At 67.4% G+C, this 25,560-nt stretch carries 24 protein-coding genes and 1 riboswitch; of the genes, 15 read left to right on the forward strand and 9 right to left on the reverse strand.

The genetic code is table 11. The annotated features are described in order from the left end of the window. Window positions 1-65: 65 nt before the first annotated feature. Together ABZD10_RS01060 and ABZD10_RS01065 are read left to right on the forward strand one after the other, a co-directional pair. Window positions 66-2,240 (forward strand): RNA degradosome polyphosphate kinase, encoded by a 2,175-nt coding sequence (locus ABZD10_RS01060; RefSeq protein ID WP_372884248.1) that lies wholly within the window; start codon window positions 66-68, stop codon window positions 2,238-2,240. Between the two features lie 52 nt (window positions 2,241-2,292). Further along, the gene (locus tag ABZD10_RS01065; protein WP_372884249.1) at window positions 2,293-3,840 is read left to right on the forward strand and encodes a Ppx/GppA family phosphatase; all 1,548 of its coding nucleotides are present in this window, start codon (window positions 2,293-2,295) and stop codon (window positions 3,838-3,840) included. 20 nt (window positions 3,841-3,860) lie between these two features. On the opposite strand, the gene ABZD10_RS01070 is transcribed toward ABZD10_RS01065, so the two are convergent. Genes ABZD10_RS01070 through ABZD10_RS01090 form a run of 5 tightly spaced genes read right to left on the reverse strand, consistent with a single transcriptional unit; the run spans window position 3,861 to window position 7,125 of the window. Beyond that, the gene (locus tag ABZD10_RS01070) at window positions 3,861-4,259 is read right to left on the reverse strand and encodes a hypothetical protein (protein WP_372884250.1); all 399 of its coding nucleotides are present in this window, start codon (window positions 4,257-4,259) and stop codon (window positions 3,861-3,863) included. Between the two features lie 37 nt (window positions 4,260-4,296). Next, window positions 4,297-5,322 carry an endonuclease/exonuclease/phosphatase family protein gene (locus tag ABZD10_RS01075; protein ID WP_372884251.1) on the reverse strand — a complete coding sequence of 342 codons (1,026 nt, stop codon included), beginning with the start codon at window positions 5,320-5,322 and terminating at the stop codon, window positions 4,297-4,299. Further along, on the reverse strand, window positions 5,322-6,002 hold the full coding sequence (locus tag ABZD10_RS01080) for a TerB family tellurite resistance protein (protein WP_372884252.1): 681 nt from the start codon (window positions 6,000-6,002) through the stop codon (window positions 5,322-5,324). The genes ABZD10_RS01075 and ABZD10_RS01080 overlap by 1 nt, the downstream gene beginning before the upstream one ends. Window positions 6,003-6,043: 41 nt before the next feature. Further along, window positions 6,044-6,523, reverse strand: coding sequence for an N-acetyltransferase family protein (locus tag ABZD10_RS01085; RefSeq protein ID WP_372884253.1), 480 nt, complete (start codon window positions 6,521-6,523; stop codon window positions 6,044-6,046). Then, entirely contained in the window at window positions 6,520-7,125 is a 606-nt protein-coding gene (locus ABZD10_RS01090; protein WP_372884254.1) for a VOC family protein, read from the reverse strand. The genes ABZD10_RS01085 and ABZD10_RS01090 overlap by 4 nt, the downstream gene beginning before the upstream one ends. Window positions 7,126-7,211: 86 nt before the next feature. Here ABZD10_RS01090 and nhaA point away from each other — a divergent pair, with 86 nt between their 5' ends. Then, the gene (gene nhaA / locus ABZD10_RS01095; protein WP_372884255.1) at window positions 7,212-8,387 is read left to right on the forward strand and encodes a Na+/H+ antiporter NhaA; all 1,176 of its coding nucleotides are present in this window, start codon (window positions 7,212-7,214) and stop codon (window positions 8,385-8,387) included. 53 nt (window positions 8,388-8,440) lie between these two features. Here nhaA and ABZD10_RS01100 read toward each other — a convergent pair whose 3' ends face one another. The 3 genes from ABZD10_RS01100 to ABZD10_RS01110 all read right to left on the reverse strand — a co-directional run bounded on the left by ABZD10_RS01100 (window position 8,441) and on the right by ABZD10_RS01110 (window position 11,954). Next, window positions 8,441-9,889: a cobyric acid synthase gene (locus ABZD10_RS01100; protein WP_372884256.1), complete on the reverse strand. Its 1,449-nt coding sequence runs from the start codon at window positions 9,887-9,889 to the stop codon at window positions 8,441-8,443. Between the two features lie 177 nt (window positions 9,890-10,066). Then, window positions 10,067-10,681 (reverse strand): cob(I)yrinic acid a,c-diamide adenosyltransferase, encoded by a 615-nt coding sequence (gene cobO, locus ABZD10_RS01105; protein WP_372884257.1) that lies wholly within the window; start codon window positions 10,679-10,681, stop codon window positions 10,067-10,069. A 112-nt stretch (window positions 10,682-10,793) separates the two neighbouring features. After that, window positions 10,794-11,954 carry an NnrS family protein gene (locus ABZD10_RS01110; RefSeq protein ID WP_372884258.1) on the reverse strand — a complete coding sequence of 387 codons (1,161 nt, stop codon included), beginning with the start codon at window positions 11,952-11,954 and terminating at the stop codon, window positions 10,794-10,796. Between the two features lie 46 nt (window positions 11,955-12,000). After that, window positions 12,001-12,213, forward strand: a riboswitch (cobalamin riboswitch). An 80-nt stretch (window positions 12,214-12,293) separates the two neighbouring features. On the opposite strand from ABZD10_RS01110, the gene ABZD10_RS01115 reads away from it, so the two are divergent. From ABZD10_RS01115 to cobJ, 7 genes are read left to right on the forward strand one after another with little or no spacing between them, the layout of a single operon-like run. Further along, the gene (locus ABZD10_RS01115) at window positions 12,294-12,677 is read left to right on the forward strand and encodes a DUF1636 family protein (protein ID WP_372884259.1); all 384 of its coding nucleotides are present in this window, start codon (window positions 12,294-12,296) and stop codon (window positions 12,675-12,677) included. Next, window positions 12,674-13,711 carry a cobalamin biosynthesis protein CobW gene (gene cobW / locus ABZD10_RS01120; RefSeq protein ID WP_372884260.1) on the forward strand — a complete coding sequence of 346 codons (1,038 nt, stop codon included), beginning with the start codon at window positions 12,674-12,676 and terminating at the stop codon, window positions 13,709-13,711. Before ABZD10_RS01115 ends, cobW begins: the two co-directional genes overlap by 4 nt. Before the next feature lie 6 nt (window positions 13,712-13,717). After that, on the forward strand, window positions 13,718-17,053 hold the full coding sequence (cobN, locus tag ABZD10_RS01125; protein ID WP_372884261.1) for a cobaltochelatase subunit CobN: 3,336 nt from the start codon (window positions 13,718-13,720) through the stop codon (window positions 17,051-17,053). Then, window positions 17,050-18,183 carry a precorrin-3B synthase gene (cobG, locus tag ABZD10_RS01130; RefSeq protein WP_372884262.1) on the forward strand — a complete coding sequence of 378 codons (1,134 nt, stop codon included), beginning with the start codon at window positions 17,050-17,052 and terminating at the stop codon, window positions 18,181-18,183. The genes cobN and cobG overlap by 4 nt, the downstream gene beginning before the upstream one ends. Beyond that, window positions 18,183-18,812: a precorrin-8X methylmutase gene (locus tag ABZD10_RS01135; protein ID WP_372884263.1), complete on the forward strand. Its 630-nt coding sequence runs from the start codon at window positions 18,183-18,185 to the stop codon at window positions 18,810-18,812. Before cobG ends, ABZD10_RS01135 begins: the two co-directional genes overlap by 1 nt. Window positions 18,813-18,817: 5 nt before the next feature. Further along, a complete protein-coding gene (locus ABZD10_RS01140; RefSeq protein ID WP_372884264.1) occupies window positions 18,818-19,546 on the forward strand; it encodes a precorrin-2 C(20)-methyltransferase in 729 nt (242 codons plus the stop codon). Beyond that, entirely contained in the window at window positions 19,543-20,295 is a 753-nt protein-coding gene (gene cobJ, locus ABZD10_RS01145) for a precorrin-3B C(17)-methyltransferase (RefSeq protein ID WP_372884265.1), read from the forward strand. Before ABZD10_RS01140 ends, cobJ begins: the two co-directional genes overlap by 4 nt. 69 nt (window positions 20,296-20,364) lie before the next feature. On the opposite strand, the gene ABZD10_RS01150 is transcribed toward cobJ, so the two are convergent. Beyond that, the gene (locus ABZD10_RS01150; RefSeq protein ID WP_372884266.1) at window positions 20,365-21,102 is read right to left on the reverse strand and encodes a cobalt-precorrin-6A reductase; all 738 of its coding nucleotides are present in this window, start codon (window positions 21,100-21,102) and stop codon (window positions 20,365-20,367) included. Here ABZD10_RS01150 and cbiE point away from each other — a divergent pair. The 5 genes from cbiE to cobA are packed head-to-tail and all read left to right on the forward strand — an operon-like array spanning window position 21,101 to window position 25,558. Further along, window positions 21,101-22,324, forward strand: coding sequence for a precorrin-6y C5,15-methyltransferase (decarboxylating) subunit CbiE (cbiE, locus tag ABZD10_RS01155; RefSeq protein ID WP_372884267.1), 1,224 nt, complete (start codon window positions 21,101-21,103; stop codon window positions 22,322-22,324). The genes ABZD10_RS01150 and cbiE overlap by 2 nt on opposite strands. After that, window positions 22,321-22,686: a cobalamin biosynthesis protein gene (locus tag ABZD10_RS01160; RefSeq protein ID WP_372884268.1), complete on the forward strand. Its 366-nt coding sequence runs from the start codon at window positions 22,321-22,323 to the stop codon at window positions 22,684-22,686. Before cbiE ends, ABZD10_RS01160 begins: the two co-directional genes overlap by 4 nt. After that, entirely contained in the window at window positions 22,683-23,477 is a 795-nt protein-coding gene (cobM, locus tag ABZD10_RS01165) for a precorrin-4 C(11)-methyltransferase (protein WP_372884269.1), read from the forward strand. The genes ABZD10_RS01160 and cobM overlap by 4 nt, the downstream gene beginning before the upstream one ends. A 51-nt stretch (window positions 23,478-23,528) precedes the next feature. After that, on the forward strand, window positions 23,529-24,839 hold the full coding sequence (locus tag ABZD10_RS01170; protein WP_372884270.1) for a cobyrinate a,c-diamide synthase: 1,311 nt from the start codon (window positions 23,529-23,531) through the stop codon (window positions 24,837-24,839). Beyond that, window positions 24,836-25,558: a uroporphyrinogen-III C-methyltransferase gene (gene cobA / locus ABZD10_RS01175; RefSeq protein ID WP_372884271.1), complete on the forward strand. Its 723-nt coding sequence runs from the start codon at window positions 24,836-24,838 to the stop codon at window positions 25,556-25,558. The genes ABZD10_RS01170 and cobA overlap by 4 nt, the downstream gene beginning before the upstream one ends. The last annotated feature ends 2 nt before the right edge of the window (window positions 25,559-25,560 follow it).

Genomic DNA, 25,560 nt, shown 5'->3' on the forward strand with positions numbered 1-25,560 from the left:
ACAAAAACAAGCGGATACTCCCGCTTTGTCATCTCCATGTCATATTCTTCGAGCAGTTGTTCCCAATGTCTCAAGCCGACTTCCTGAAATCCGCCATACCGGCGCCGATCGACCTGCCCGACGTCGACCTGACCGGTCCGGGGCGGTTCTTCAACCGCGAACTGAGCTGGCTCAACTTCAACTGGCGGGTGCTGGAAGAGGCCGAGAACCCGCGCGTGCCGCTGCTCGAGCGGCTGCGGTTCCTGTCGATCTCGGCCACCAATCTCGACGAGTTCTATACCGTGCGGGTCGCCGGCCTGCGCGAATTGCAGCGCGAGGGCCATACCAGCCCGGCCCAGGACGGGCTGAGCCCGGCCGAGCAGCTGCTGCTGATCAACGAGGACGCGCGCGGCCTGATGATGGCGCAGCAGCGCATCTTCGGCGTGCTGCGCGGCGAGATGGAGGCCGAGAACATCGTCCTTCTGGATCACCAGAGCATCGGCAAGGACGACCGGGACTATCTCTCGGATGTGTTCATGAACCAGGTGTTCCCGGTGCTTTCACCGCTGGCCATCGACCCGGCGCACCCGTTCCCCTTCATTCCCAACACCGGCTATTCGCTGGCCCTGCAACTGGAACGCAAGAAGGACCGGCGCGTGCTCAAGGCGCTGCTGCCGATCCCGCAGCAGATCGACCGCTACATCCGCCTGCCCTCAGAGCCCGGAAGCCACCGTTTCCTGCCGCTGGAGAGCCTCTTGCTGCTGCATCTGGACAGTCTCTTTCCCGGCTACAAGGCCAAGGGCCACTGCACCTTCCGGGTGCTGCGCGACAGCGATCTCGAAGTCGAGGAAGAGGCCGAGGATCTGGTGCGCGAATTCGAGGTGGCGCTGAAGCGGCGCCGGCGCGGCGAGGTGGTGCGGCTGAAGATCTCTGCCGATGCGCCCGAGGCGCTGAAATCGACGATCATGCGCGAATTGCATGTCGATCCCGACGAGGTGGTCGAGGTCGAGGGCATGATCGGCGTCGCCGATCTCAGAGAACTGGTGCTGGAAGAGCGCCCCGATCTATTGTGGCCCTCCTTCGCGCCGCGGGTGCCCGAAAGGGTTCAGGACCACGACGGCAACATGTTCGCGGCCATCAAGCAGAAGGACATGCTGCTGCATCACCCCTACGAGACTTTCGACATGGTGGTGCGGTTCCTGAAACAGGCGGCCACCGACCCCAATGTTCTGGCGATCAAGCAGACGCTTTATCGCACGTCCAAGAATTCACCCATCGTCGAGGCGCTCTGCGAGGCGGCCGAAGACGGCAAGTCGGTCACCGCCTTGGTCGAGCTGAAGGCGCGTTTCGACGAGGCCGCCAATATCCGTCAGTCGCGCCGCCTTGAACGTGCCGGCGCGCATGTGGTCTATGGCTTCACCGAATGGAAGACCCACGCCAAGATCTCGACCGTGGTCCGCCGCGAGGGCGACCGGCTGGTGACCTATACCCATTATGGCACCGGCAACTACCACCCGATCACCGCCAAGATCTATACCGACCTCAGCTTCTTCACCTGTGACGAGGCACTGGGGCGCGACGCCACCAAGGTGTTCAATTACCTGTCGGGCTATGTCGAGCCGGAAAAGCTTGAGAACATCGCGATCTCGCCCAGCTCGCTGAAATCCACTCTGATCGAGCGTATCCAGGACGAGATGGAACACGCACGCGAGGGCAGACCGGCCCAGATCTGGGCCAAGATGAATTCGCTGATCGAACCCGAAGTGATCGACGCGCTCTATGCGGCCAGCCAGGCCGGGGTCAAGATCGACCTGGTGGTGCGCGGCATCTGCGGCCTGCGGCCCGGCATCAGGGGGCTGTCCGAGAACATCCGCGTCAAATCCATCGTCGGTCGGTTTCTCGAACATTCGCGCATCGCCTGTTTCGGCAACGGCTTCGGGCTGCCCTCGAAGAAGGCGCGGGTCTACATGTCGTCGGCCGACTGGATGGGGCGCAACCTCAACCGGCGCATCGAAACCCTGGTCGAGATCACCAACGGCACCGTCAAGGCCCAGATCGTCAGCCAGATCATGGCCGCCAACCTGGCCGATGTCGCCCAGAGCTGGGTGATGAAACCGGACGGCAGCTTCGAACGGCTGCCGGTGCCCGAGGGCGCCTTTGCCTTCAATTGCCACAGGTTCTTCATGGAGAACCCCTCCCTGTCCGGGCGGGGCTCGGCCGGGGCCTCGGATGTGCCGAAACTGACCCACACCGAAGATTGACCACCCGCGCCGCTTGGCGCACATTGACCATGAACACGATCCCGGGGGGACTATGGACGGGAACAGTGATGCTTCGACAGAATGGGGGCCGTTCGGACGGCCCCTGTTCGAGGATGCCGCAGCCCGCGCCCTGTCGCGCGTCGGCGTGGTCGACGTGGGCTCGAACTCGGTGCGGCTGGTGGTCTTCGACGGGGCCGCGCGCAGCCCGGCCTATTTCTACAACGAAAAGATCATGTGTGCGCTCGGCGCCGGCCTGTCCGAGACCGGGCGGCTCAACCCCGAGGGCCGCGACCGCGCGCTTGCCGCGATCCGGCGCTTCCAGAGGATCGCCCGCCAGATCTGCCAGGGCGACCTGACCGCCGTGGCCACCGCGGCGGTGCGCGAAGCCAGCGACGGGCCGGATTTCTGCGCCGACGTGCTGCGCGAGACCGGGCTCAAGGTGCATGTCATCGACGGCGAGGAAGAGGCCCGCCTGTCGGCCCAGGGCGTGCTGCTGGGCTGGCCGGGTTCTTACGGGCTGGTCTGCGACATCGGCGGCTCGTCGATGGAACTGGCCGAGATCGAGAACGACCGGGTCGGCAAGCGGGTGACATCGGCGCTGGGGCCGCTCAAGCTGCGCGACCTCAAGGGCGGCAAGAAGGGCCGGCGCGCCTATATCAACGACACGCTGGATCAGCTCAAGGAACAGATGGGCCGCCAGCGCAACCGGCTGTTCCTGGTCGGCGGATCCTGGCGGGCCATCGCGCGCATCGACATGGAGCGGCGCGGCTATCCGCTGCGGGTGCTGCACGAATACCGGATGAGCGCCAAGGCGATCAGCGCGACGGCGAAATACGTCAAGGAAAACGACCCCGAGGAACTGCGCCAGCGCTGCGGCGTCTCGGCCAGCCGCATGGCCCTGGTGCCCTATGCGCTCGAGGTTCTGAAGGGCGTCGTGCGCCGCTTCAAACCGCATGACATCGCGGTCAGCTCCTACGGCATCCGCGAGGGCATGCTTTACGAGCAGATGCCGGGCAAGCTGCGCCGCCGCGACCCGCTGATCGAGGCGTGCCGCTTCGCCGAGGCCAAGGATGCCCGCCTGCCGGGGTTCGGCAAGGCGCTTTATCACTTCATCCTGCCGCTGTTCAACAGCGCCGACGAGGACCGCAAGCGCATCATCCGTGCCGCCTGCCTTTTGCATGACGTGAGTTGGCGGGCGCATCCCGATTACCGCGCCGAAACCTGTTTCGACTATGCCACCCGCGCCAATCTCGGGGGGCTGCGCCATTCCGACCGGGTCTATCTCGGGCTGGCGCTTTTGCACCGCTACCGCAACCGGCGCGAAGGCACCCGGTTTCAGGACCTTTACGCTCTCTTGGACGAGAAGATGGTGCAGCAGGCCGAGGTGCTGGGCAAGGCGATGCGCTTCGGGGCGATGCTGTGGATCGACGGCTCGGACGACATGGGCCGGCTGAAATGGCACCCCAAGAAAAAGCGCCTGCTGCTGACCCTGCCGCGCTCGGCGACGGCGCTCTACGGCGAGGTGGCCGAGGCGCGATTCCTGTCGCTGGCGCAGGCGCTCGGGGCCGAGACCGAAGTCACGATCGCACGGCAGTCCTGAACCGGCCCGTCACAGGTCGGTCACAGGTCGGTTTGCTCCGGGTCGGCGGGTTCGGCCGACAGCGGCCGATCGGCCTTGCGGCGCAGGATGATGTCGCCATTGGGCAGGATCTCGGGCGGGTGATAGGCGCTCCAGTCCTCGACCTCCTGCAACAATTGCCCCAGCGCCGGCCCCATTTCATCGGCAAAGGATCGCAGCGCCGGCCCCAGTTCATCGGTCAGGGCGCCAAGTTCCTCGAGCGCCGGCTCCATTTCTTTCTGAAGCCCCCTGAAGAACAGCTGTACCCCCTGCTCCATCAGGCTCAGGCCCCGGTCGTTCTCTTGCGCGCTCAGCGGGGCGGCGGCGACAAGGCTCAGGGCAAGCGCGGCCGCAATGGCGGGCGCGCGGGCGGAACGGGGGGCAAGGATGCGGCGTGTCATGCCCCGGATATAGGGGGTTCGACGACGGATTTCACCCTCAGATGTCGATATCCAGCACCACCGGGAAATGGTCCGACGCGGTCAACAGCGCGTTGCGCAGTTCCGGCAGCCCGTAGCAGTCAGGATCGTCGAAAGGATGCCAGATATGCCAGTTGGGGGATTTCTCGCGCAGATCGGGCGACACCATGATGTAATCGAGCAGCGCCTGCATGTATTTCTTTTCATGCGCAAGGTAGAACCGCGAAGTCGAGGCCTGCACCCCGAACCGCGACCGCATGGCCTGGCGCGCATGCGGGTCGTAAAGACAGCCGCTGGCGGGCTCTCCCATGATGATTTCCACCGAAGAGCGGCCAAAGAGATCCTCGTATTCGTCCAGCCCCGGACCATCGTTGAGATCGCCGAGCACGATCAGCGGATCGCCCCGCCCGAGATGGTATTCGACCCGCTGGCGCAGCCAGATCGCCTGTGCCAGTTGCTTGCGGCGATTGGCGATCGACATCCGCATGACCTCGTCGCGCCCGCGCGCGCCATGCGGCGCCTTCGACTTGAGATGGGCGCCGATCAGCCGCACCTCGTTGCCCTTCTGCGTGCGCACCGCGACCTCGAGCGGCGGTTTCGAGAACCGCACCATGTCCTCGGTGGCATCCACGTCGAGGTCGATCCGGAACACCCCGTCGAACCGCGGCGCATCGCCGGCCCCCTTCTTGCCGGTCTCATGGCCAAGCGGGTCGTGACGCGCGCTCAGCCTGTCCGGGTCGTAAAGCAGGGCAATCTCCTGCTGCGTGTCGTTGCCGAACCCAAGCAGCGCCCGGCTGGTCCTAAGACCGAAGGCGGCGGCGAAGTTCTCAAGCGCCATCACCGTGGAATGGCGGCCGCTCTGGTCCGGGGCCTCGACGATCATCACCGCATCGGCGTCGATGGCCGTGAACACGATGCCCAGCGCCTCGATCTGCTGCGCCCGGGTCACGTCCTGGCGCCCGGACCAGCCATCGTCCATCAACAGCCGGTCCTGACTGTCGAACAGGTTCGAGAACCATTCGACATTATAGGTGGCGATGCGCATCAGCCCGTTGACCCGTTGATCTCGTCCCAGGCCCGGTTGATGTCGATCATGCGTTTTTCCGCCAGCCGGATCGCCTCTTCCGGCACGCCCCGCGCGAACATGCGGTCTGGGTGGGTGTCGCGCACCAGCCGGCGCCAGACCCTGCGGATCTCGTCGAGCGGCATCTCGGGGCTGACCCCGAGAACCGTATAGGGGTCGCGCTCGGCATCGGGCACAAAGCGCGCCCTCAGGGCCCGGAACTCGATGTCCGACATGCCGAAGATCTCGGCCACCCGGCGCAGGAACAGGTTCTCGTTCTCGTGGTATTCGCCGTCGGCCATCGCGATGTGGAACAGGCCTTCCATCAGGTCGCCATAGCTTTCATGCGCCTCGCCGAACAACCCCTTGATGCGCAGCGCGTATTCCTCGAACCCGGCAACGTCGCGGCGGGCCATGTTGAACACTTTGGCGGCGCCGGCCTCGTCCTCGCGGGCGATCTGGAACACCTCGCGAAAGGCCGTCACCTCGTCGCGCGTCACCAGCCCGTCGGCCTTGGCCATCTTCGCCCCCAGCGCCACCACCGCGATGGCAAAGGCCACCGACCGTTCCGGCGGCGTGCGCAGTTTTTCGAAAACGCTGGCTAGGCTTTCGCCCTTGGCCAGCGCCGCGACGGCATCGCTTATTCGGGTCCAGATCGACATGGGGCCATATTAGGCCCATGTCCGGGCAATGTCAGTGTGGATCAGAGAATTTTCTGCATCAGCACAAGGTCCATCCAGCGCGAGAACTTGCGCCCCGCCTGCGGCAACCGCCCGGTCTCGACGAAGCCCAGCGCCGCGTGAAAGGCGATGCCCTCGCGGTTCTCGCCGCCGATGGCGGCGATCAGGCAATGCACCCGGTCCGACCGCGCCCGCGCCTCCAGCGCCAGCATCAGCTCGCGTCCCAGCCCGCGCCCGCGCGCTGCAGCATCGAGATAGATCGTGTGCTCCATGGTCCGGGCATATCCGACACCGCCGCGAAACGCGCCGAAGGTGGCGAAGCCGGCCACCGCGCCTTCGGTTTCGGCAACCAGAAAGGCCCCCTGCCGCGCGCCGATCAGCGCTTCGATCTCAACAACCTCCTTGGGGACCGAATTGAAGGTGCTGACCCCGCAAAGGATTTCGGCGTTCCAGATCGCCGCCACGGCCCTCGCATCCACCCTACCCGCCGGCCGGATGCTCATCGCAGCACCCGCGTGCCGTTCGGGCCCTCGAAGCGGGCCTCGATGGCGAAATCGCCCGGCACGAAGACCACGCGCGCATCGGCGAAGGACAGGGTGTCGCGCAGCCATCCGGCCTCGGGGTGGGCCAGTTCCAGCCGGGTCAGCCGCAGCCCGGACGAGGCCAGGCTGTGCCCCGGCAGCGCCGTTGTCTGCCACTGGATCAGGGCCGGGAAAGCGCCGTCGCAGGGCAGCCGGCCATCCGCCGGCACCGCCATCTTCCAGCGCAGATCGCCCCGGCTCAGCGCCACCGGCGCCCCGGCCGCCTTCGGCAGCCCCGCCAGCGCCGCCTCGAGGTCAGCAACCCGGCAGATCCAGTTGCACAGCCGGGGCGGGCCGGAAAACCGGTCGAGGTCGAACCAGCGCGCCGCGGTCGGGGCCGGCTGCGCCGGGTCGATGGCGATGGCCTCGAGGTAAAGCCCCTCGTCCAGGCCGATCAGCCGGTTGTGGGTGGCGAAGTGCCGGTGCTGTCCGCCCGGCCCCATGGTCACGCCCAGCGCATCCTCGACATGGGCCACCGCCGCCTCCAGCGTCTGCCCGGCAACGGCCAGATGGTCCAGAATCATGCAAAACTCCCCAGTTCCCGGTATTGTCTGTGGTGCCCGAAACCCCATTTCGTGCATCATGGTCCCTCAACTCAGGAAAAGAAACGATGATCGCCGCCCTTGACCGTTTTTTCAAACACGAAGCCGCCGGGGGCATCATGCTGATGCTGGCGGCCGTCGCAGCGCTGATCGTTGCCAATTCGCCGCTGGCATCGGGGTATAACTTCCTGCTCGAGACCCAGGGCGCGATCACCATGAACGGCAAGGGCATCGAGAAACCGATGGTGCTGTGGATCAACGACGGGCTGATGGCGGTGTTCTTCTTCCTCATCGGGCTCGAGCTGAAACGCGAGTTTCTCGAAGGCAAGCTGAAGAACCCGAGCGACGTGATCCTGCCCGGCGCCGCCGCCATCGGCGGCATGGCGCTGCCGGCGCTGATCTTTGCCTATTTCAACTGGGGCAACCCCGAGACCCTGTCGGGCTGGGCGATTCCGGCGGCCACCGACATTGCCTTTGCGCTTGGCATTCTGGCGCTGGTCGGGGCCCGCGCGCCGACCTCGCTCAAGGTCTTCCTGCTGACCCTCGCCATCCTCGACGACATCGGCGCCATCATCATCATCGCGCTGTTCTACACCGCCAACCTCAAGGTGCATTTCCTGGCCCTGGCCCTGATCCCGCTGGCCGGGCTGCTGCTGTTGAACCTGACGCGGAACCACCGCACCGCCCCCTTCGTGCTGCTGGGCATCGCGATGTGGGTGCTGGTGCTGAAATCCGGCGTCCACGCCACGCTTGCCGGCGTCGTCACCGCCTTTTTCATCCCGCTCTATGATCGCTGGGGCAAGTCGCCGCTGCATTCGATCGAACACGGGCTGACACCCTATGTCTATTTCTTCATCGTGCCGGTCTTTGCCTTTGCCAATGCCGGGGTGGTGCTGTCGGGGCTGAGCCTTGCCGACCTCGCCGACCCGCTGCCGCTGGGCATCATCCTCGGTCTGGTGATCGGCAAGCAGATCGGCGTCTTCGGCGTCACCTGGCTGGTGGTGAAATCCGGCATCGCGCGCCTGCCGCATGGCGCCAACTGGCTGCATGTCTATGGCGTCGCCTGCCTTGCGGGCATCGGTTTCACCATGTCGCTGTTCATCGGCGGTCTGAGTTTCGACAAGCCCGAGCTGATGAACCAGGTGCGGCTCGGGGTGCTGGGCGGATCGCTGGTCTCGGGGCTTCTGGGCTATGCGCTCTTGATGCTGGCCAGCCCGGCGCAAGAGACCGTGGCCGCAGAATAGGCGCGAAACAACCGCAGAGTGACCGATCTGCGGCCCCGCCGAGGGGCCGCAGCCTATCTCGCCGCGGCCAGCACCGCGTCGATGTCCAGATGCGCTTCCATATGCGTTGCCAGCTGGTCCAGGGCCGCCTCGACCGTCGCGTCATAGCCCTGACCGCTGGCCTCGGCGCCCAGTGATTGCAACCAGGCGGCGCGGAAACCATCGTCGCGGAACATGCCGTGCAGATAGCTTCCGGCAACCCGCCCGTCGCTGCTGAGCGCGCCTTCCGGGCGGCCTTCGACATGGGCAAAGGGGCGGGCACGGTCGGCCCCGTCGGTGCGCCCGATATGGATCTCGTAACCCCGAAAGGGCGCCCCCGAAGCGGCGTGCACGGCGCCGGTCTCGGTCAGGCGCTTGTCGGCGGTCATCAGGGTCTCGACCGCCAGAAGACCAAGGCCGGGCGTGTCCCCGGCCGGGCCTTCGATACCCTCGGGGTCGCTGATCCTCTGCCCCAGCATCTGATAGCCGCCGCAGATGCCCAGAACATGCCCGCCGCGCCGCACATGGGCCGCAAGGTCGACATCCCAGCCCTGGGCGCGCAGAAACGCCAGATCGCCGCGCGTCGACTTGCTGCCGGGGATAATCACCAGATCGGTATCGCCGGGAATGGGCTGGCCCGCACACAGCACCGTCAGGCTCACCCCTTCTTCCTGCGCCAGCGGGTCGAGATCGTCGAAATTTGCGATCCGCGACAGGCCAAGGCAGACCACTTTCAGCGCGCCGCTGCCGCGCCCCCCGGCAATGTCCAGCGCGTCCTCGGCGGGCAGTTTCCAAGCCTCGGGGAAATAGGGCAGCACGCCGAAGCCGCGCCAGCCGGTCCGTTCGGAAATCAGCGCATAGCCGTCGTCGAACAGGCTGGGATCGCCGCGGAACTTGTTGATCATGAAGCCGCAGATCAGCGCCGCATCCTCTGGCGAGATGACCGCCTGGGTGCCGACGATCTGGGCGATGACCCCGCCCCGGTCGATATCACCGGCAAGGATCACCGGCACATTGGCCGCCTGCGCAAAACCCATATTGGCAATGTCGCCGGCGCGCAGGTTGACCTCGGCCGGGCTGCCGGCGCCCTCGACGATCACCAGATCATTGCCCGATTTCAGACGCTCAAAGCTTTGCAGCACCTTCTGCATCAGCTGCGGTTTCAGCGCCGCATAGTCGCGCGCCTTGACCGTGGTCAGGCGTTTGCCCTGCACCACCACCTGCGATCCGACATCGGTTTCGGGCTTCAACAGCACCGGGTTCATGTCTGTTGTCAGCGGCTTGCCGCAGGCCATGGCCTGCATCGCCTGGGCGCGGCCGATCTCGCCCCCGTCCGAGGTGACGGCGGCGTTGTTGGACATGTTCTGCGGCTTGAACGGCGCCACCGACAGCCCGCGCCGGGTTGCGGCGCGGCAGAGGCCGGCGACCAGCATCGACTTGCCGACATTCGAGCCGGTGCCCTGGATCATGATTGCGCGGCTCATCGGGTCCACCTTGCGTTCACCGTTGCGGTCTCGGGCCTAACTGACATGAAGCACCCTGCCACCTCAATCGCGAAACCGACATCCGCAGCGCCATTTGCCCCATGGGTCAAGCCGGGTCCGGCAGGCGCGTCAGGGCGACCGGCAAGGGGGCCGGCGCTTGTGCGCCTGTCAGCCCGATCAGAACTCCACCCCCTTCTGCGCCTTGATCCCGTCGCGGAAGGGATGTTTCAGCAGCGTCATCTCGGTGACCAGATCGGCGGCTTCGATCAGCTCGGGCTTGGCGTTGCGCCCGGTCAGCAGCACATGGGTCATCTCGGGTTTTTCGCTCAGCAGGAAATCCACCACCGCATCGATGTCGAGATAATCGTTGCGCAGGGCGATGTTGATCTCGTCCAGCATGACGAACCTGTTGGCCGGATCGCGGATCAGGGTTTTGGCCAGCTCCCATCCTGCCTCGGCCTTGGCAATGTCGCGGGCCCGGTCCTGGGTCTCCCAGGTGAAACCTTCGCCCGAGACGTGGAATTTCACCTCGTCGGGGAAATGCTGCTCAAGGAAATCGCGCTCGCCGGTGGCCATGGCGCCCTTGATGAACTGCACCACCGCGACCGGCATGTCATGGGCGATGCAGCGCATGATCATGCCGAAGCCTGACGAGGACTTGCCCTTGCCGGGGCCGGTATGGACGATGATCAGGCCCTTCTCCTCGGTCTTGCTGGCCATAAGGCGGTCACGTGCCGCCTTGATTTTCTTCATCTTTTCCGCGTGGCGGGTGTTCTGATCGGTGTCGGACATGGGGGCCTCGTGAGCATCGCGTGGGTCGGCGGGCAGCCAATCATAGCGCGACCCGAAGGGCAAGACGGCTGTTTGGGCCGGGTGCGTGGGCGGCGGGGGCGACGCGCAAAGCCTAAGGCGTGCGATTGCCGCTGAACACCGGGCGCGGCACCGGGCCTTTGAGCCGGGGCAGCATCAGCGCCAGATAAAGCAGCCAACCGGCGCACCAGAGGCCGGCGGCAAGGTCAAGTTGCCCCATCAGGCGCAGCGGCACCGAGGTCATCAGCAACAGGAAGGCCGGCACCATGCCGGGGCGGGCGCGCAATCCGCTGGCCGTGCGACGGGCAAAGGCGCGGGCCGACACCGCCATGATAAGCCCGCCCATGGCGCCCATCATCAGCGCATGGCCGGGCGCCGCGGCGGGAACGGCCGCCCCCGCCAGATGCGCCCCAAGCATCAGCAGGCCGATGGGCAGCCACAGAAAGCCCAGCACCAGCAGCGCCAGCAGCGCCTCGCCGCGCGCCGGGCGCAGCGGCCAGCGCAGCATCTCGGCCAGCATGCCGATGCCCGCCGCACCATAGCCGATGGCCGCCCCCTGCGGGTAACCCGCCAGTTGCAGGCCCGTGGACAGCAGCAAGACAGCGATCAGCGCCGGAAAGGTCCAGTTGGCGCCTGTGCGAAAGCTCAGCCCCTGCTTGCTGGCGGCATTTTGCAGAAAGGCGGGCACCATGCGCAGGCTGACAAGGCTCAGCAAGAGGACAAATCCCAGCACCGCCGACACGGCGGCACCGATCCCGACGATGCCGCCGATCCAAAGCGCCGAGATCACCCCGGCGCCAAGGCAGAACCCGATGAAGACAGGACGCCAGCCCTTGCCGGCGCGATAGGCCTCATGCGTCAGCAGCGCCGCGATGCTCCAGAAATAGGCCAGCGACATAGCCGCCACGCCCCATCGCGGCGCGGCATCCGGCCACAGCAACCCAAACCGCACCGCCAGCCAGGCCGCGGCGAGCCCCATCAGCGGCGCGCCCGAGACCGGCGCCCGTCCGGTCCAGCTGCTGCAGGCGGTCAGCAGGTAGCCGGCCACCGCCGCGCCGGCGAAACCAAAGGTCATCTCGTGGATATGCCAGTTCCGCGACAGCGCGAGATTCGGCCACAGCGCCGCCCCCCAGTGCCACAGGGCAATGCACAGCGCCGCCCAGAGCGCGGCCAGCGGAAACATCACCCGGAAAGATGCACCCCAAAGGCCGGTTTTGGGCCAGCACCGGTCGGAACCTGTCATATCGGCGCACATTCGGTGAACAAGGCCCACTCTCCTGCTTGACAAAACCCACCCTGCTGCCTCACTTGGGCGCGCTGGTGCCTGCCTTTGGCAGGTGAATAGGGAATGCGATACGGGGTTTTGACCGGCCCCGCAAGCGCAGCCGCCCCCGCGACCGTGACCGGAAAGGTCGCCCGCTGCCACTGGAGTTCCGGGAAGGCAGGGTGACCGAAAGCGCCAAGAGCGCTGAGATCCGCAAGCCGGGAGACCTGCCAGCAGACGAGTAGACGTGAACCGGACGGGGTGTTTTCGGTGTCGGGCACGCCTGTTGGGCCTCCCCGCATTTCCCTGTCCCGCAAAGGGCGAGAAATCATGACTGACGCAAATGCGCCTGTCGAACTGCTGATCTGCACCACCTGCCGCGCCGGGCAGCCGACCGACGTCGAGGGCCCGCGCCCCGGCGCGCAGCTGTTCGACGCGCTGCAAGGCGCGGAGCTGCCGGCCAATGTGACAGTGACACCGGTCGAGTGCTTTTCCAATTGCGACCACGGCTGTTCGATCACCCTGCGCGGCGGCGACGCCCGCTGGACCTATGTCTACGGCAATTTCACCGGCCCCGAAGACGCCGAACTGGTGCAGGACGGGGTGACCCGCTATGCCGCCACCCAAGATGGCCTGGTGCCCTGGCGCGAGCGTTCGGTGCACTTCCGCAAGAACTGTATCGCCCGCATTCCCCCTCTGGAGATCCCCGAATGAGCAGCCTCGAAAAACTCCCCGTCACCGTCATCACCGGCTTTCTCGGCTCGGGCAAGACCACGCTGATCCGCAACCTGATGCAGAACCCGCAGGGCAAGCGGCTGGCCGTGGTGGTCAATGAATTCGGCGATGTCGGCGTCGATGGCGAAATCCTGAAATCCTGCGCCATCCCCGATTGCCCCGAAGAGAACATCATGGAACTGGCCAACGGCTGCATCTGCTGCACCGTGGCCGATGATTTCATCCCCACCATCGAGGCCTTGATGGCGCTTGAGCCGCGCCCCGAGCATATCGTCATCGAAACCTCGGGGCTGGCGCTGCCGAAACCGCTGCTGAAGGCCTTTGACTGGCCGGACATCCGCTCGAAGATCACCGTCGACGGGGTGATCGCCCTGGCCGACGCCGAGGCCGTGGCCGATGGCCGCTTTGCCGCCAATGTCGCCGCCGTCGACGCCCAGCGCGAGGCCGATGACAGCCTCGACCATGAAACACCGCTGTCCGAGGTCTTCGCCGATCAGGTCTCCTGCGCCGATATCGTGCTGCTGACCAAGCCCGATCTGGCCGGCCCCGAAGGCGTCGCCAGGGCCAAGGAGATCGTGCTCGCCGAGGCGCCGCGCGCGCTGCCGGTGGTGGAAGTGGCCGAAGGCGTGGTTGATCCCCGGGTGATCCTCGGGCTCGAGGCGGCCGCCGAAGACGACATGGACAACCGCCCCAGCCATCACGACGGCCATGACGACCACGAACACGATGATTTCGAAAGCGTCGTCATCGACCTGCCCGAGCAAAGCGACCCGGCCGAACTGGCGGCGCGGATCGAGGCCTTGGCCAAGAGCCAGAACATCCTGCGGGTCAAGGGCTATGCCGCCGTCGCGGGCAAGCCGATGCGGCTGCTGGTGCAGGCCGTGGGCGCCCGGGTGCGGCACCAGTTCGACCGCCCGTGGAAGCCCGAAGAGGGCCGCCGGGGCCGGCTGGTCGTGATTGCCGAACATGATGACGTAAACGAGGAAGCGATCCGCGCCGCGCTGGTCGACTAATCAGCAATGCACGTCCTGTTTCGCGAAAGCCATGGGTTGGAAGAGACCGACACCCCCACCGATCTGGGCCAGAGCCCGGCGGATCTGGTGGTGTTGTCCTTTTCGGATTCCGACCTCGGGGCTTTCGCGGCAGGCTGGCATCGCGGCCGGGACGACCTGCCGAGCCTGCGGCTGGCCAATATCGCGGCGCTGAAACACCCGCTGTCGGTCGACACCTATATCGAGCAGACGCTGGTCGGCGCGCGGGCGATCCTGATCCGGCTGATCGGCGGCATCTCCTATTGGCCCTATGGTATTTCGCAGATCGAGAGCCTGTGCCGCGAACGCGGCATCGCGCTGGCGGTGCTGCCCGCCGACGGGCGCCCGGACGCGCGGCTCGACGCGGTCTCGACCCTGCCGGTCTCGACCCTGCATCAGCTGACCCATCTGTGCGACACCGGCGGCGCCATCGCGGCGCAGGCGGCGCTGGCGCAGCTGGCGCTGGCGGCGGGGCTCTATGCGCGGCCGGTGCCGGGCAAAAAGACCCTGCCCGACTTCGGTGCATGGACACCGGAAACCGGCGTCTGCGCGGGTGCAGACCTGCGCGACCCGGCCCGGCCTCTGATCGCGCTCAGCTTTTACCGCGCCTATCTGACGGCGGCGGACACGGCCCCCATCGAGGCGCTGTTCACGGCGTTCCGCGCCCGCGGCTATGACGTCATCGGGCTGTTTGCGCCCTCGCTGAAGGCCCCCGGCGCTCATGCCTTCGTCGCCGAGACCCTGCGCGCGCTGCAACCGGCGGCGGTGGTCAATGCCACGGCCTTTTCCGGCAAGGGCAAGGACGGCGTATCACCGCTTGATGCCACCGGGGTGCCGGTGTTCCAGGTGGCGCTGGCGACCAGCAGCGAACAGGCCTGGGCCGAGGCCGAACGCGGGCTGTCGCCGGCGGATTTGGCGATGCATGTGGTGCTGCCCGAGGTCGACGGGCGGCTGTTCGCCGGGGTGGCCTCGTTCAAGGAAAGCGGCGCGCGCGATGCGGCGCTGGAATTTGCCCGCACCGCGCATTGCCCGCGCGGCGAACGCATCGCCGCCATCGTCGACCATGTCGATGGCTGGCTGCGGCTGGCCGCGACCGCACCGGCCGACAAGCGCGTGGCCCTGGTGCTCTCGACCTATCCGGGGCGCGACTGGAACATGGCCCATGCCGTCGGCCTCGACCCGCTGGCCAGCGTCGAAGCGATGCTGGAGGACATGGCGGGCGCCGGATACAAAACCGAGGATCGCGCCCGTCCCGAGGGGCGGGTCGGCTGCGATCCGGACCTGCCGGTCCGGGGCGACTTGTCCCAAGCGTTGCTTTCCGAAACCATCGAGTGGTCTTTGGACAACTACCAGGCCGCGCTGGCCACCCTGCCCGGCGCCCTGCGGAGCGATCTGACCAAGGCCTGGGGCGCCCCCGAGAGCGACCCGGCCTGCCGCGATGGCGCCTTTCACTTTGCCGCCACCAAGCGCGGCAATGCGCTGGTCGCCCTGCAACCCGAACGCGGCACGCCCGAGGCGCGCGACGACGAATACCACGACCTTACCCGCACCCCGCGCCACGCCTATGTCGCCTTCTATCTCTGGCTGCGTCAGGGCTTTGCCGCCCATGCCTTGGTGCATGTCGGCGCCCATGGCACGCTCGAGTGGCTGCCGGGCAAATCGGTGGCCCTGTCCGACAGCTGCTGGCCCGAGGCGCTGATCGGCGACCTGCCGCTGATCTACCCTTTCATCGTCAACGACCCCGGCGAAGCGGCGCAGGCCAAACGGCGCATCGGCGCGCTGACCCTCGGCCATGTGCCGCCGCCCCTGAAGGCCAGCGCCACGCCGCAGCGATTTGCGCGGCTGGAAAGCCTGCTCGACGAGTTCTCCAATGCCGACGGGCTCGACCCCAAGCGCCGCGACCGGCTGCAAGCCGACATCGGCGACGAGGCACAGGCGCTGGGGCTGGCCGAAGAGCTGGGACTGGCCGAAGCCACCTCGCTGGCCGAAACCATCACCCGCATCGACACTTTCGTCTGCGACATCAAGGAAAGCCAGTTCGGCGACGGGCTGCATGTCTTCGGCCGCGTGCCCGAAGTGGCGGGCAGCTTTGACGCCGCCCCTTCGGCGCAGGCCGAACGCGACGCCCTGATCGCCGCGCTGGCGGGTCAGCGGATCGAGGCCGGCCCCTCGGGCTCGCCCTATCGCGGACGCAAGGACGTCTTGCCCACGGGGCGCAACCTCTTCACCACCGATCCCCGTTCGGTGCCCTCGCGCGCCGCCTATGCGCAGGGGGTGAAACTGGCCGAGGAACTGGTGCGCAGGCATTTGCAGGACGAAGGTGACTATCCGAAAAACCTGATCGTCGACCTCTGGGGATCGGCGACCATGCGCACCGCCGGCGAGGAATTTGCCATGGCGCTGCATCTGCTGGGGGCCAAGCCGGTCTGGGACGAGGGCAGCGAGCGGGTGTCGGGCGTCGAGATCCTGCCCATCGCCATGCTCGAGCGCCCCCGCATCGACGTCACCCTGCGGGTCTCGGGCCTGTTCCGCGACGTGTTCCCGACCCTGTCGGCGCTTTACACCCAGGCCATCAAGGCGCTGGCGACGCGCGACGAGGCGGCGGATTGGAACCCTTTTGTGGGCCGCGTGAGCGCACCGCGCGTCTATGGCCCCGCGCCGGGCAGCTATGGGCTGGGCATGGGCCACAGCCTTGAAGATTACAGCGACGAAGGGCGCGCGGCGGCAGGCCGGGCCTGGCTCGCGGCGTCTTCGTTTGCGCTGGATGGCGACACGCCCCGGCGCGACGCCGAGGGCATCGCGGCGCGGGTCTTTGAGGCCGACAGTTTCGTGCATCTTCAGGACCTGCCCGAGACCGACCTGTTGCTGGCCAGCGACTATGCCGCGCATGAGGCGGGGTTTGCCGCCGCGCAGAAGATGACGGGCGGCAAGGCGGCAGCGCTTTACCACGTCGACAACACCAACCCCGAAACCCCGCGCGCGCGCAGCCTTGGCGAAGAGATCGCCCGCGTGGTGCATGCCCGCGCCACCAATCCCGACTGGCTGGCGGGAATGATGCGGCACGGGTTCCGGGGCGGCGCCGAGATTGCCGCGACGCTGGATCACATGGCGCAGTTCGCCCATCTTGCGGGCGCGGTACCGCCGCAGCTGTTTGATGCCTATCACGACGCGACCTTGGGCGATGAGGACATTCTGGCCTTTCTCGAGGCCGAGAACCCGCAGGCGCTGGCCGCCATGCGGGCGCGTTTCGCCGCGCTTTACGAGGCCGGCCTCTGGACCACGCGCCGCAATTCGATCCTGTCCGATCTGGAGCGCCTGTCATGAGCCGCCCCGAGGCCAAGGGCTGGTGCCCCGGTGCCCACCGTCCGATGATGTCGGGCGACGGGCTGGTGGTGCGGGTGCGCCCCATGATGGCGCGGCTCGAGCGCAGCCAGATGCTGGGCCTCTGCGATCTGGCGACGCGCTTCGGCTCGGGGCTGATCGACCTCACCAGCCGGGCGAATCTGCAGATCCGGGGCGTGGACGAAAAGGATCACGAGGCGCTGTTGCAGGAACTGGCGGCGCTGGAGCTTTTGCAGGATGACCCCGAGCTGGAAGGCCGCCGCAATATCCTGATGACGCCGCTGTGGCAGGCCGGAGACGACAGTTCTGCGATCGCCGAGCAGCTGGTGCGGCGCCTGCCCGACCTGCCTGCGCTGCCTGCCAAGATGGGCTTTGCGGTGGATGCCGGACCGGCACCGATGCTGCAGGGCAATTCCGCCGATTTCCGCTTCGAACGAGATGCAAGCAGCGGCTTGATCCTGCGCGCGGATGGCGCCGCTTTGGGGCGCCCCGTGAGCCGGGACACCGCCGTGCAGGCGGCTCTGGAGATGGCAGAATGGTTTGTGCAAACCGGCGGCACCGCCAGCCGCCGGATGGCGTTGCACCTGACCAAAGCCACGCTGCCGGCGGATTGGACCAGCACCGCGCCGGCGACCCAGGCAAAAGGTCTGGTGCCGGGCGCGGCGGGCGCACATCACATCTATGGCGCCGCCTTTGGCCAGATCGAGGCCCGCGCCATGCGCCAACTTCTGCAGGATAGCGGCGCCAAGGCGATCCGGGTCACGCCCTGGCGGCTGTTTCTGCTGGAAAAGGCCGCGCCGGTGACATCCTGCGACTTCATCACCGACGCCGATGACCCGCTGCTGCAGATCAACGCCTGTCCCGGCGCGCCCTACTGCACGGCTGCCAGCGTCGACACGCGCGATCTGGCGCGAAAGCTGGCCCGGCGCATTTCCGGCCCGCTGCATGTCTCGGGCTGCGCCAAGGGCTGCGCGCATCCCCGCAAATGCCGCACCACTTTGGTGGGGCGAAACGGCGCTTTTGATCTTGTCCGCAACGGGCTTCCATGGGACGAGCCGCAACTGAGCGGGCTTGCCCCCGACACACTTACCGACCGCATCGGAGACTGTTGATGCCGTATGAATACGAAAAGAATGGCCAGGCGATCTATGACGAGAGCTTTGCCACCATCCGGCGCGAGGCCGAACTGGCCACCTTTGACAAGGACGAAGAGCAGGTCGTGGTGCGCATGATCCATGCCGCCGGCATGGTCGGGCTGGAAAAACATGTGAAATTCACCCCCGGCATGGTCGCCGCCGCCCGCGCCGCCATGGAAGCGGGCGCGCCGATCTTCTGCGATGCGCGCATGGTCTCCGAAGGGGTGACCCGCCCGCGCCTGCCCGCCGACAACGAGGTGATCTGCACCCTGCACGCCGAGGGCATCCACGCGCTGGCGGCCGAAATCGGCAACACCCGCTCGGCGGCGGCGCTGGAACATTGGCGCGACCGCCTTGGCGGCTCCATCGTCGCCATCGGCAACGCACCCACTGCTTTGTTTCACTTGCTGAACATGCTGGAAGACCCCGACTGCCCGCGCCCGGCGGCGATCATCGGCTGCCCGGTCGGCTTTGTCGGCGCGCGCGAAAGCAAGGATGCGCTCTGGGCCGATCAGCCGGTGCCCTGCATGATCGTCGAGGGACGCCTCGGCGGTTCGGCGATGACCGTCGCCGCCATCAACGCCATCGCCAGCCGCAAGGAATGAGCCCCATGAGCATCGGCAAGATTTACGGGCTGGGCCTCGGACCCGGCGATCCCGACCTGATGACCGTCAAGGCGCACCGCCTGCTGACCGGCGCCAGACATGTGGCCTATTTCCGCAAGAAGGGCCGCACCGGGCAGGCGCGCAAGATGGTCGACGGGCTGCTGCCCGAGGGCGCGGTCGAGTTCCCGATGGAATACCCGGTGACCACGGAAATTCCGGTCACCGACCCGCGCTACAACGAATTGCTCTCGGCCTTCTATGCCGAGGTCTCGCATCATCTGCGCTCGCTGGCCGAGGCGGGCGAGGATGTGGTGGTGCTCTGCGAGGGCGATCCGTTCTTTTACGGCTCGTTCATGCATCTCTACACCCGCCTCAACCATCTGGTCGATGTCGAGGTGCTGCCGGCGATCACCGGCATGAGCGGCGCCTGGACCGCCACCGGCGCGCCGATCACCTGGGGCGATGATGTGCTGACGGTGCTGATGGGCACGCTCGAGGAAAAGGATCTCGTGCGCCACATGGACGACACCGACGCGCTGGTGGTGATGAAGATCGGGCGCAATTTCGACAAGGTGGTGCGGGCGCTGAAGGTGGCCGGCAAATACGACGACGCCTGGATCGTGCAGTTCGCCACCATGCCCAACCAGAGCGTCACCAGACTGTCGGAAATGACCGACAAGGTGACGCCCTATTTCTCGATCATCGTGGTCCATGGCCAGGGGCGGCGGCCATGAGCGGCTGGCTTGCCATTGTCGGTCTCGGGCCCGGCGACGACGCGCTGGTCACCCCCGAGGTCGATGGCGTTCTGGCCGAGGCCACGGATGTGGTCGGCTATATCCCCTATGTGGCGCGCATTGCGCCGCGCGACGGGCTGACCCTGCATGCCAGCGACAACCGGGTCGAGATCGACCGCTCGCGCCATGCGCTGGAGATGGCCAGCCAAGGCCGGCGCGTGGTGGTGGTGTCTTCGGGCGATCCGGGGGTGTTTGCCATGGCGGCGGCCGTGCTCGAGGCGGTGGAGCATGGCGATGCGGCCTGGCGTGACCTCGACATTCGCGTGCTGCCCGGCATCACCGCGATGCTGGCGGCGGCGGCGGCCTGCGGCGCGCCGCTGGGCCATGATTTCTGCGCCATCAACCTTTCCGACAACATGAAACCCTGGGCGCTGATCGAAAAGCGCCTGCGTCTGGCGGCCGAGGCCGATTTCGCCATGGCTTTCTACAACCCGCGCTCCAAATCGCGCCCCGAGGGCTTCGGCAAGGCGGTGAAGGCGCTGCAGGAGGCCTGCGGCGACGATCGGCCGATGATCTTTGCCCGCAACGTGTCGCGCCCCGACCAGAGCATCCGCATCGTGCCGCTGAGCCAGGTCACCGAGGACATGGCCGACATGCGCACCGTGGTGCTGCTGGGCTCGTCCCGGACCCGGATCATCGCCCGCGACGGCGCACCGCTGGTCTACACGCCGCGCTCGGTGGATCAATAGATGAGACCGGATCGCCTGCGATCCGGTTCGCGCCTGCACCCGCCCCCCGGGGCCGGGCGTAAACCTGCGTCAATGCTGATCCAGCCAGTCGAACACCGCCGCGACGCTCTCGGCAATATCACGTTGCGGCAGTTGCGGCCGGTCGATCATCACCACCGGCAAGCCAAGGTCGCGCGCGGCGTGCAGCTTGGCCTCGGCGCCGGCGCCGCCGGCATTCTTGCAGACCACCAGTTCCACGCCATGGGCCCGGAACAGCGCCGTGTCATCGGCAACATTGAAGGGGCCGCGCGCCACCACCACCTGATACCTCGGCAACGCCGGCGGGGTTTTCGGCGCATCGACCAGACGCAGCACATAATGATGCTGGGGCTGGGCGGCAAAAGCCTCCATATGCAGGCGCCCCAAGGCCAGCATGACGGTTTTCGGCTCTCCCTCCAAAGCCGCCACGGCAGCCTCGACATCCGGCACATGGCACCAGTCATCACCCTCTGCGGCCTTCCAGGGTGGCCGGGTCAGCGCCACCAGAGGCACGCCGGTATCGCGGCAGGCGTGATGCGCGTTCCAGCTCATCTGCGCGGCAAAAGGGTGCGTGGCATCCACCACATGGCTGATGTTATGCTCGACCAGATAGCGGGCCAGCCCCGCGACCCCTCCGAACCCTCCGACCCGGTGCGGGATCGGCTGCGGGCGCGGGGTCTCGACGCGCCCGGCATAGGAAAACGTCGCCCTGACCCCGCGCGTCGCCAGGGCCCGCGCCAGGGCGCTGGCCTCGGTGGTGCCGCCAAGAACAAGGAGGTTGGCCTGCATGTCTGAAACTCCGTTGCAGGGCCCGCCGGGCGGGCCGTGGCTGACCATCGTCGGTCTCGGCGAAGATGGACCGGATGGGCTGCCGCCCGCAAGCCACGCGGCGCTGAAAGAGGCGGAAATCGTCTTCGGCGCGGCCCGGCATCTGGCGCTGCTGCCGGATCTCACCGCCGAGACCGTGACCTGGCCGGTGCCCTTTGCCGAGGGTATCCCGGCGCTGCTGTCGCATCGTGGCCGGCGGGTGGTGATGCTGGCCTCGGGCGACCCCTTCTGGTTCGGTGCCGGCGCGGTGATGGCGCGCCATCTCGCGCCCGCCGAATGGCGTGCCCTGCCCGCCCCTTCGACCATGTCGCTGGCGGCGGCGGCTCTGGGTTGGCCCTTGGAAAAGACCCCCTGTTTCGGCCTGCACGCGGCGCCCTTTGCACAATTGCGCCCGCATCTCTTCGACAGCGCCCGCCTGCTGGCGACCCTGCGCGACGGCGCGGCGCTGCGCGACCTGGCGGCTTGGCTTCAGGGGGCGGGCTTCGGCGCGAGCCGGCTGCACGTGCTCGAGGCCCTCGGCGGACCGCGCGAAAGACGGCGCAGCTTTGCCGCCTGTGACCCCCTCCCCGAAGACATCGCGCATCCGGTCTCGGTCGGCATCGACGTCGCCGGCGATGGGCCCGTGATCCCGCTGGCCTCGGGGCGGCCCGACGCTCTTTTCGACAATGACGGCCAGATCACCAAACGCCCGGTGCGCGCGCTGACCCTCTCGGCGCTGGCGCCACGGCCCGGCGAACACCTCTGGGACATCGGCGGCGGCTCGGGCTCGATCGCCATCGAGTGGCTCTGGGCCCATCCCGAGAACAGCGCCAGCACGGTCGAAATCAACCCCGAGCGCGCGACACGTATTCGCGCCAATGCGGCAGACCTTGGAGTGCCGCGATTGAACGTGGTCACCGGGGCCGCGCCCGATGCGCTGGACGGGCTGCGCGCGCCCGACGCGGTGTTCATCGGCGGCGGCATCAGCGCCGAAATGCTGGAGGTGGTCTGGCAGGCGATGCCCGAGGGCGCGCGGCTGGTGGCCAATGCGGTGACGCTCGAGGCCGAGGTGCTGCTGGCCAATTGGCAGGCCGACAAGGGCGGCGAGATGCTGCGCATCGAACTGGCGCAGTCCAAGCCGCTGGGGCGCAAGCGCGGCTGGAAATCGGCCTATCCCATCGTGCAGTGGAGCGTGGTCAGGTGATCGTCGCCGGTTTCGGATTTCGCGGCGCGGCCACCAAAGCCTCGTTGCAGGCCGCCTTTCAGGCCACAGGGGTCGCCGATGTCGATGCCCTGGCAACCCCGGAAGACAAGGCACAGGCACAGGCGTTCCGCGCCCTTGCCAAGGAATTGGCCCTGCCGGTGATCACAATCGCCGCAACCGCGCTTGAAAACGCCGAAACCCTGACCCGATCCGAGGTCAGCCAGACCCATCGCGGCACCGGAAGCGTGGCCGAGGCTTGCGCTCTGGCCGCAGCTGGGCCACAAGCCGAACTGGTCACGCACAGGATGGTTTCGCCCGACCGGATGGCGACCTGTGCCATTGCAAAAGGACATGGCAGATGACCGTGCATTTCATCGGTGCCGGCCCCGGCGCCGCCGACCTCATCACCCTGCGCGGGCGCGACCTGATCGCGGCCTGCAAGGTCTGCCTCTATGCCGGCTCGCTGGTGCCCGAGGCGCTCTTGTCGCATTGCCCCGAGGGCGCCCGCATCGTCAACACCGCGCCGCTCGATCTCGACGCGATCATCGCCGAATGCAAGGCGGCCGAGGCGGCGGGACAGGACGTGGCGCGGCTGCATTCCGGCGATCTCTCGGTGTGGTCGGCAATGGGCGAGCAGATCCGCCGCCTGCGCGCCGAGGGCATCGCGGTTTCGGTCACCCCCGGCGTGCCCAGCTTTGCCGCTGCGGCGGCGGCGCTGCAGACCGAGCTGACCCTGCCGGGCCTGGCGCAATCGGTGGTGCTGACCCGCACCCCGGGGCGCGCATCCAGCATGCCCGAGGGCGAAAGCCTGACCAATTTCGCCGCCACCGGCGCGACCCTGGCGATCCACCTGTCGATCGGCAATCTCGACGCGGTGGTCGCCGATCTCACCCCGGCCTATGGCGGCGATTGCCCGGTGGCGGTGGTCTACCGCGCCAGCTGGCCCGACCAGCAGGTGATCCGCAGCACGCTGGCGGCCCTGAAGCGTGATGTGACCGAGAACATCACCCGCACCGCGCTGATCCTTGTGGGGCCGGCGCTGGCCGGGACCGGCTTTGACGAAAGCTGCCTCTATGCCAGCGAATACGACCGCCGCTACCGGCCGCAGAGCGCCGACAGCCCCTGGTCGAGCTGGAGCCACGGCGATGACTGAGACTTGCAGTGCAGGCCTTTGCAAATACCCTTTGCAAGAGGACATGACGTGATGACCCCAGCCCCCGGCCTGCTGATCTCGGCCCCCTCCTCGGGCACCGGCAAGACCACGGTGATGCTGGGCCTGCTGCGCGCCCTGGCCGAGGACGGGCTGGCGGTGCAGCCCTATAAATCTGGCCCCGATTACATCGACCCGGCCTTCCACATGGCCGCCGCGCGGCGGCCCTCGTTCAATATCGACAGCTGGGCCATGCCCGAGGCGCTGATCGGCGGCATCTCGCGGCAGTCGGCGGGCGCCGACATCATCGTCGCCGAAGGCTCGATGGGCCTGTTCGACGGGGTCGCCACGCGCGGCGAAAGCGGCTTTGGCTCTTCGGCGGAAACGGCGCTGAAGATGGGCTGGCCGGTGGTGCTGGTGATCGATGTGGGCGGCCAGGCGCAATCGGCCGCCGCCACCGCGCTGGGGTTCCGCCAGTACAATCCGGATCTGCCATTTGCCGGGGTGATCCTCAACCGCTGCGCCTCGCCGCGTCACGAAAGGCTCGCCCGCCTCGGCATGGAGCACGCCGGCGTCAAGGTGCTGGGTGTCTTGCCGCGCCGCGGCGACCTTGCCCTGCCCGAGCGGCATCTGGGCCTGATCCAGGCGGTGGAACACCCCGATCTCGAAGCGGCGATCAGCGGCTATGCGAAATTCCTGCGCGATCACGTCGACCTCGCGGCGCTCAAGTCGGCCGCAAAGGCCGGCGCCGCCGCCGACGGCCCGCTGCCCCCGCCCCCGGCGCAGCGCATCGCCCTGGCGCGCGACGCCGCCTTCAGCTTCACCTATCCGCATCTTCTGACCGGCTGGCGCGATGCCGGCGCCGAGATCCTGCCGTTTTCGCCGCTGGCCGATCAGGCCCCCGACCCCAGCGCCGATCTGGTCTGGCTGCCGGGCGGCTACCCCGAGCTGCATGCCGGGCGTCTGGCGGCGGCCGCGACCTATCTCGAGGGCCTGCGCAACCATGCAAGGACCAGGCCGGTGCATGGCGAATGCGGCGGCTACATGGCGCTCGGGCAGGCGCTGATCGACAAGGACGGCACCCGCCACCGGATGGCCGGGCTTCTGGGCCTCGTCACCTCCTACGAGAAACGCAAGTTCCACCTCGGCTACCGGCAGGCCACGCTGCTGGCGCCGATGCCGGGTTTCGACGCCGGCGCCCGCCTGCGCGGCCACGAGTTCCACTATTCCACCATCCTCGAAGAGCCCGACGCGCCGCTGGCGCAGGTCGCCGACGCCGATGGCAACCCGGTTCCCGAGACCGGCTCGGTGCGCGATCACACCACGGGCACCTTCTTCCACATGATAGCAGAGGCCAGCACATGAGCGGTTTTGTCAGTTTCGTCAGCTCGGGGCCGGGTGATCCCGAGCTCCTGACCCTGAAGGCAGTCGACCGGCTGAAAAAGGCCGACGCCATCCTCTTCGACGACCTGTCCTCGGGGCCGATCCTGGAACATGCCGGGCCCGATGCCGACCTCGTCGGGGTCGGCAAACGCGCCGGCCGCCCCTCGCCGAAACAGGACCACGTCAGCCGCCTGTTGGTGGATTACGCCAAGACCGGCGCCCGGGTGGTGCGGCTGAAATCCGGCGACGCCGGCATCTTCGGCCGCCTCGAAGAGGAAATCACCGCCCTCGGCGAGGCCGGCATCGACTTCGAGGTGATCCCCGGCGTGACCTCGGCCTGCGCCGCCGCCGCCGCCGCCCGGATCCCGCTGACTCGCCGCCTGGTGGCGCGCCGGGTGCAGTTTGTCACCGGCCATGACGTGGCCGGCGCCCTGCCCGGCGATCTGCACCTGCAATCGCTGGCCGACCCCGGCGCCACCACGGTGCTGTTCATGCCCAAGCGCACCTTTCCGGCGCTGGCCGAAAAACTGTTCGAAACCGGGCTGCGCCGCGACTGCCCGGCGCTGCTGGCCGAGAATGTCAGCCACCCCGAACAGACCCTGCAACGCACCACCATGGAAGCCCTGGCCAGGCAGCTGTCGGAAGACATCTCTGCCGCCCCCGGCATCATCCTGTTCGGCGAACTGGCCGAAAGCCCGTAACC

Origin of the sequence: Shimia sp. (assembly GCF_041624275.1) — a bacterium.
In the GTDB taxonomy this organism is placed as follows: domain Bacteria; phylum Pseudomonadota; class Alphaproteobacteria; order Rhodobacterales; family Rhodobacteraceae; genus Shimia.

Coding starts and splice junctions, on each gene's coding strand:
- cobG (WP_372884262.1), top strand. CDS start 17,050: ATGAGCCGCCCCGAGGCCAAGGGCTGGTGCCCCGGTGCCCACCGTCCG.
- cobA (WP_372884271.1), top strand. CDS start 24,836: ATGAGCGGTTTTGTCAGTTTCGTCAGCTCGGGGCCGGGTGATCCCGAG.
- cobW (WP_372884260.1), top strand. CDS start 12,674: ATGAGCAGCCTCGAAAAACTCCCCGTCACCGTCATCACCGGCTTTCTC.
- cbiE (WP_372884267.1), top strand. CDS start 21,101: ATGTCTGAAACTCCGTTGCAGGGCCCGCCGGGCGGGCCGTGGCTGACC.
- ABZD10_RS01140 (WP_372884264.1), top strand. CDS start 18,818: ATGAGCATCGGCAAGATTTACGGGCTGGGCCTCGGACCCGGCGATCCC.
- nhaA (WP_372884255.1), top strand. CDS start 7,212: ATGATCGCCGCCCTTGACCGTTTTTTCAAACACGAAGCCGCCGGGGGC.
- ABZD10_RS01135 (WP_372884263.1), top strand. CDS start 18,183: ATGCCGTATGAATACGAAAAGAATGGCCAGGCGATCTATGACGAGAGC.
- ABZD10_RS01075 (WP_372884251.1), bottom strand. CDS start 5,322: ATGCGCATCGCCACCTATAATGTCGAATGGTTCTCGAACCTGTTCGAC.
- cobM (WP_372884269.1), top strand. CDS start 22,683: ATGACCGTGCATTTCATCGGTGCCGGCCCCGGCGCCGCCGACCTCATC.
- ABZD10_RS01085 (WP_372884253.1), bottom strand. CDS start 6,523: ATGAGCATCCGGCCGGCGGGTAGGGTGGATGCGAGGGCCGTGGCGGCG.
- ABZD10_RS01115 (WP_372884259.1), top strand. CDS start 12,294: ATGACTGACGCAAATGCGCCTGTCGAACTGCTGATCTGCACCACCTGC.
- ABZD10_RS01090 (WP_372884254.1), bottom strand. CDS start 7,125: ATGATTCTGGACCATCTGGCCGTTGCCGGGCAGACGCTGGAGGCGGCG.
- ABZD10_RS01070 (WP_372884250.1), bottom strand. CDS start 4,259: ATGACACGCCGCATCCTTGCCCCCCGTTCCGCCCGCGCGCCCGCCATT.
- ABZD10_RS01170 (WP_372884270.1), top strand. CDS start 23,529: ATGACCCCAGCCCCCGGCCTGCTGATCTCGGCCCCCTCCTCGGGCACC.
- cobN (WP_372884261.1), top strand. CDS start 13,718: ATGCACGTCCTGTTTCGCGAAAGCCATGGGTTGGAAGAGACCGACACC.
- ABZD10_RS01060 (WP_372884248.1), top strand. CDS start 66: ATGTCTCAAGCCGACTTCCTGAAATCCGCCATACCGGCGCCGATCGAC.
- ABZD10_RS01110 (WP_372884258.1), bottom strand. CDS start 11,954: ATGTGCGCCGATATGACAGGTTCCGACCGGTGCTGGCCCAAAACCGGC.
- ABZD10_RS01080 (WP_372884252.1), bottom strand. CDS start 6,002: ATGTCGATCTGGACCCGAATAAGCGATGCCGTCGCGGCGCTGGCCAAG.
- ABZD10_RS01065 (WP_372884249.1), top strand. CDS start 2,293: ATGGACGGGAACAGTGATGCTTCGACAGAATGGGGGCCGTTCGGACGG.
- ABZD10_RS01100 (WP_372884256.1), bottom strand. CDS start 9,889: ATGAGCCGCGCAATCATGATCCAGGGCACCGGCTCGAATGTCGGCAAG.
- cobJ (WP_372884265.1), top strand. CDS start 19,543: ATGAGCGGCTGGCTTGCCATTGTCGGTCTCGGGCCCGGCGACGACGCG.
- cobO (WP_372884257.1), bottom strand. CDS start 10,681: ATGTCCGACACCGATCAGAACACCCGCCACGCGGAAAAGATGAAGAAA.
- ABZD10_RS01150 (WP_372884266.1), bottom strand. CDS start 21,102: ATGCAGGCCAACCTCCTTGTTCTTGGCGGCACCACCGAGGCCAGCGCC.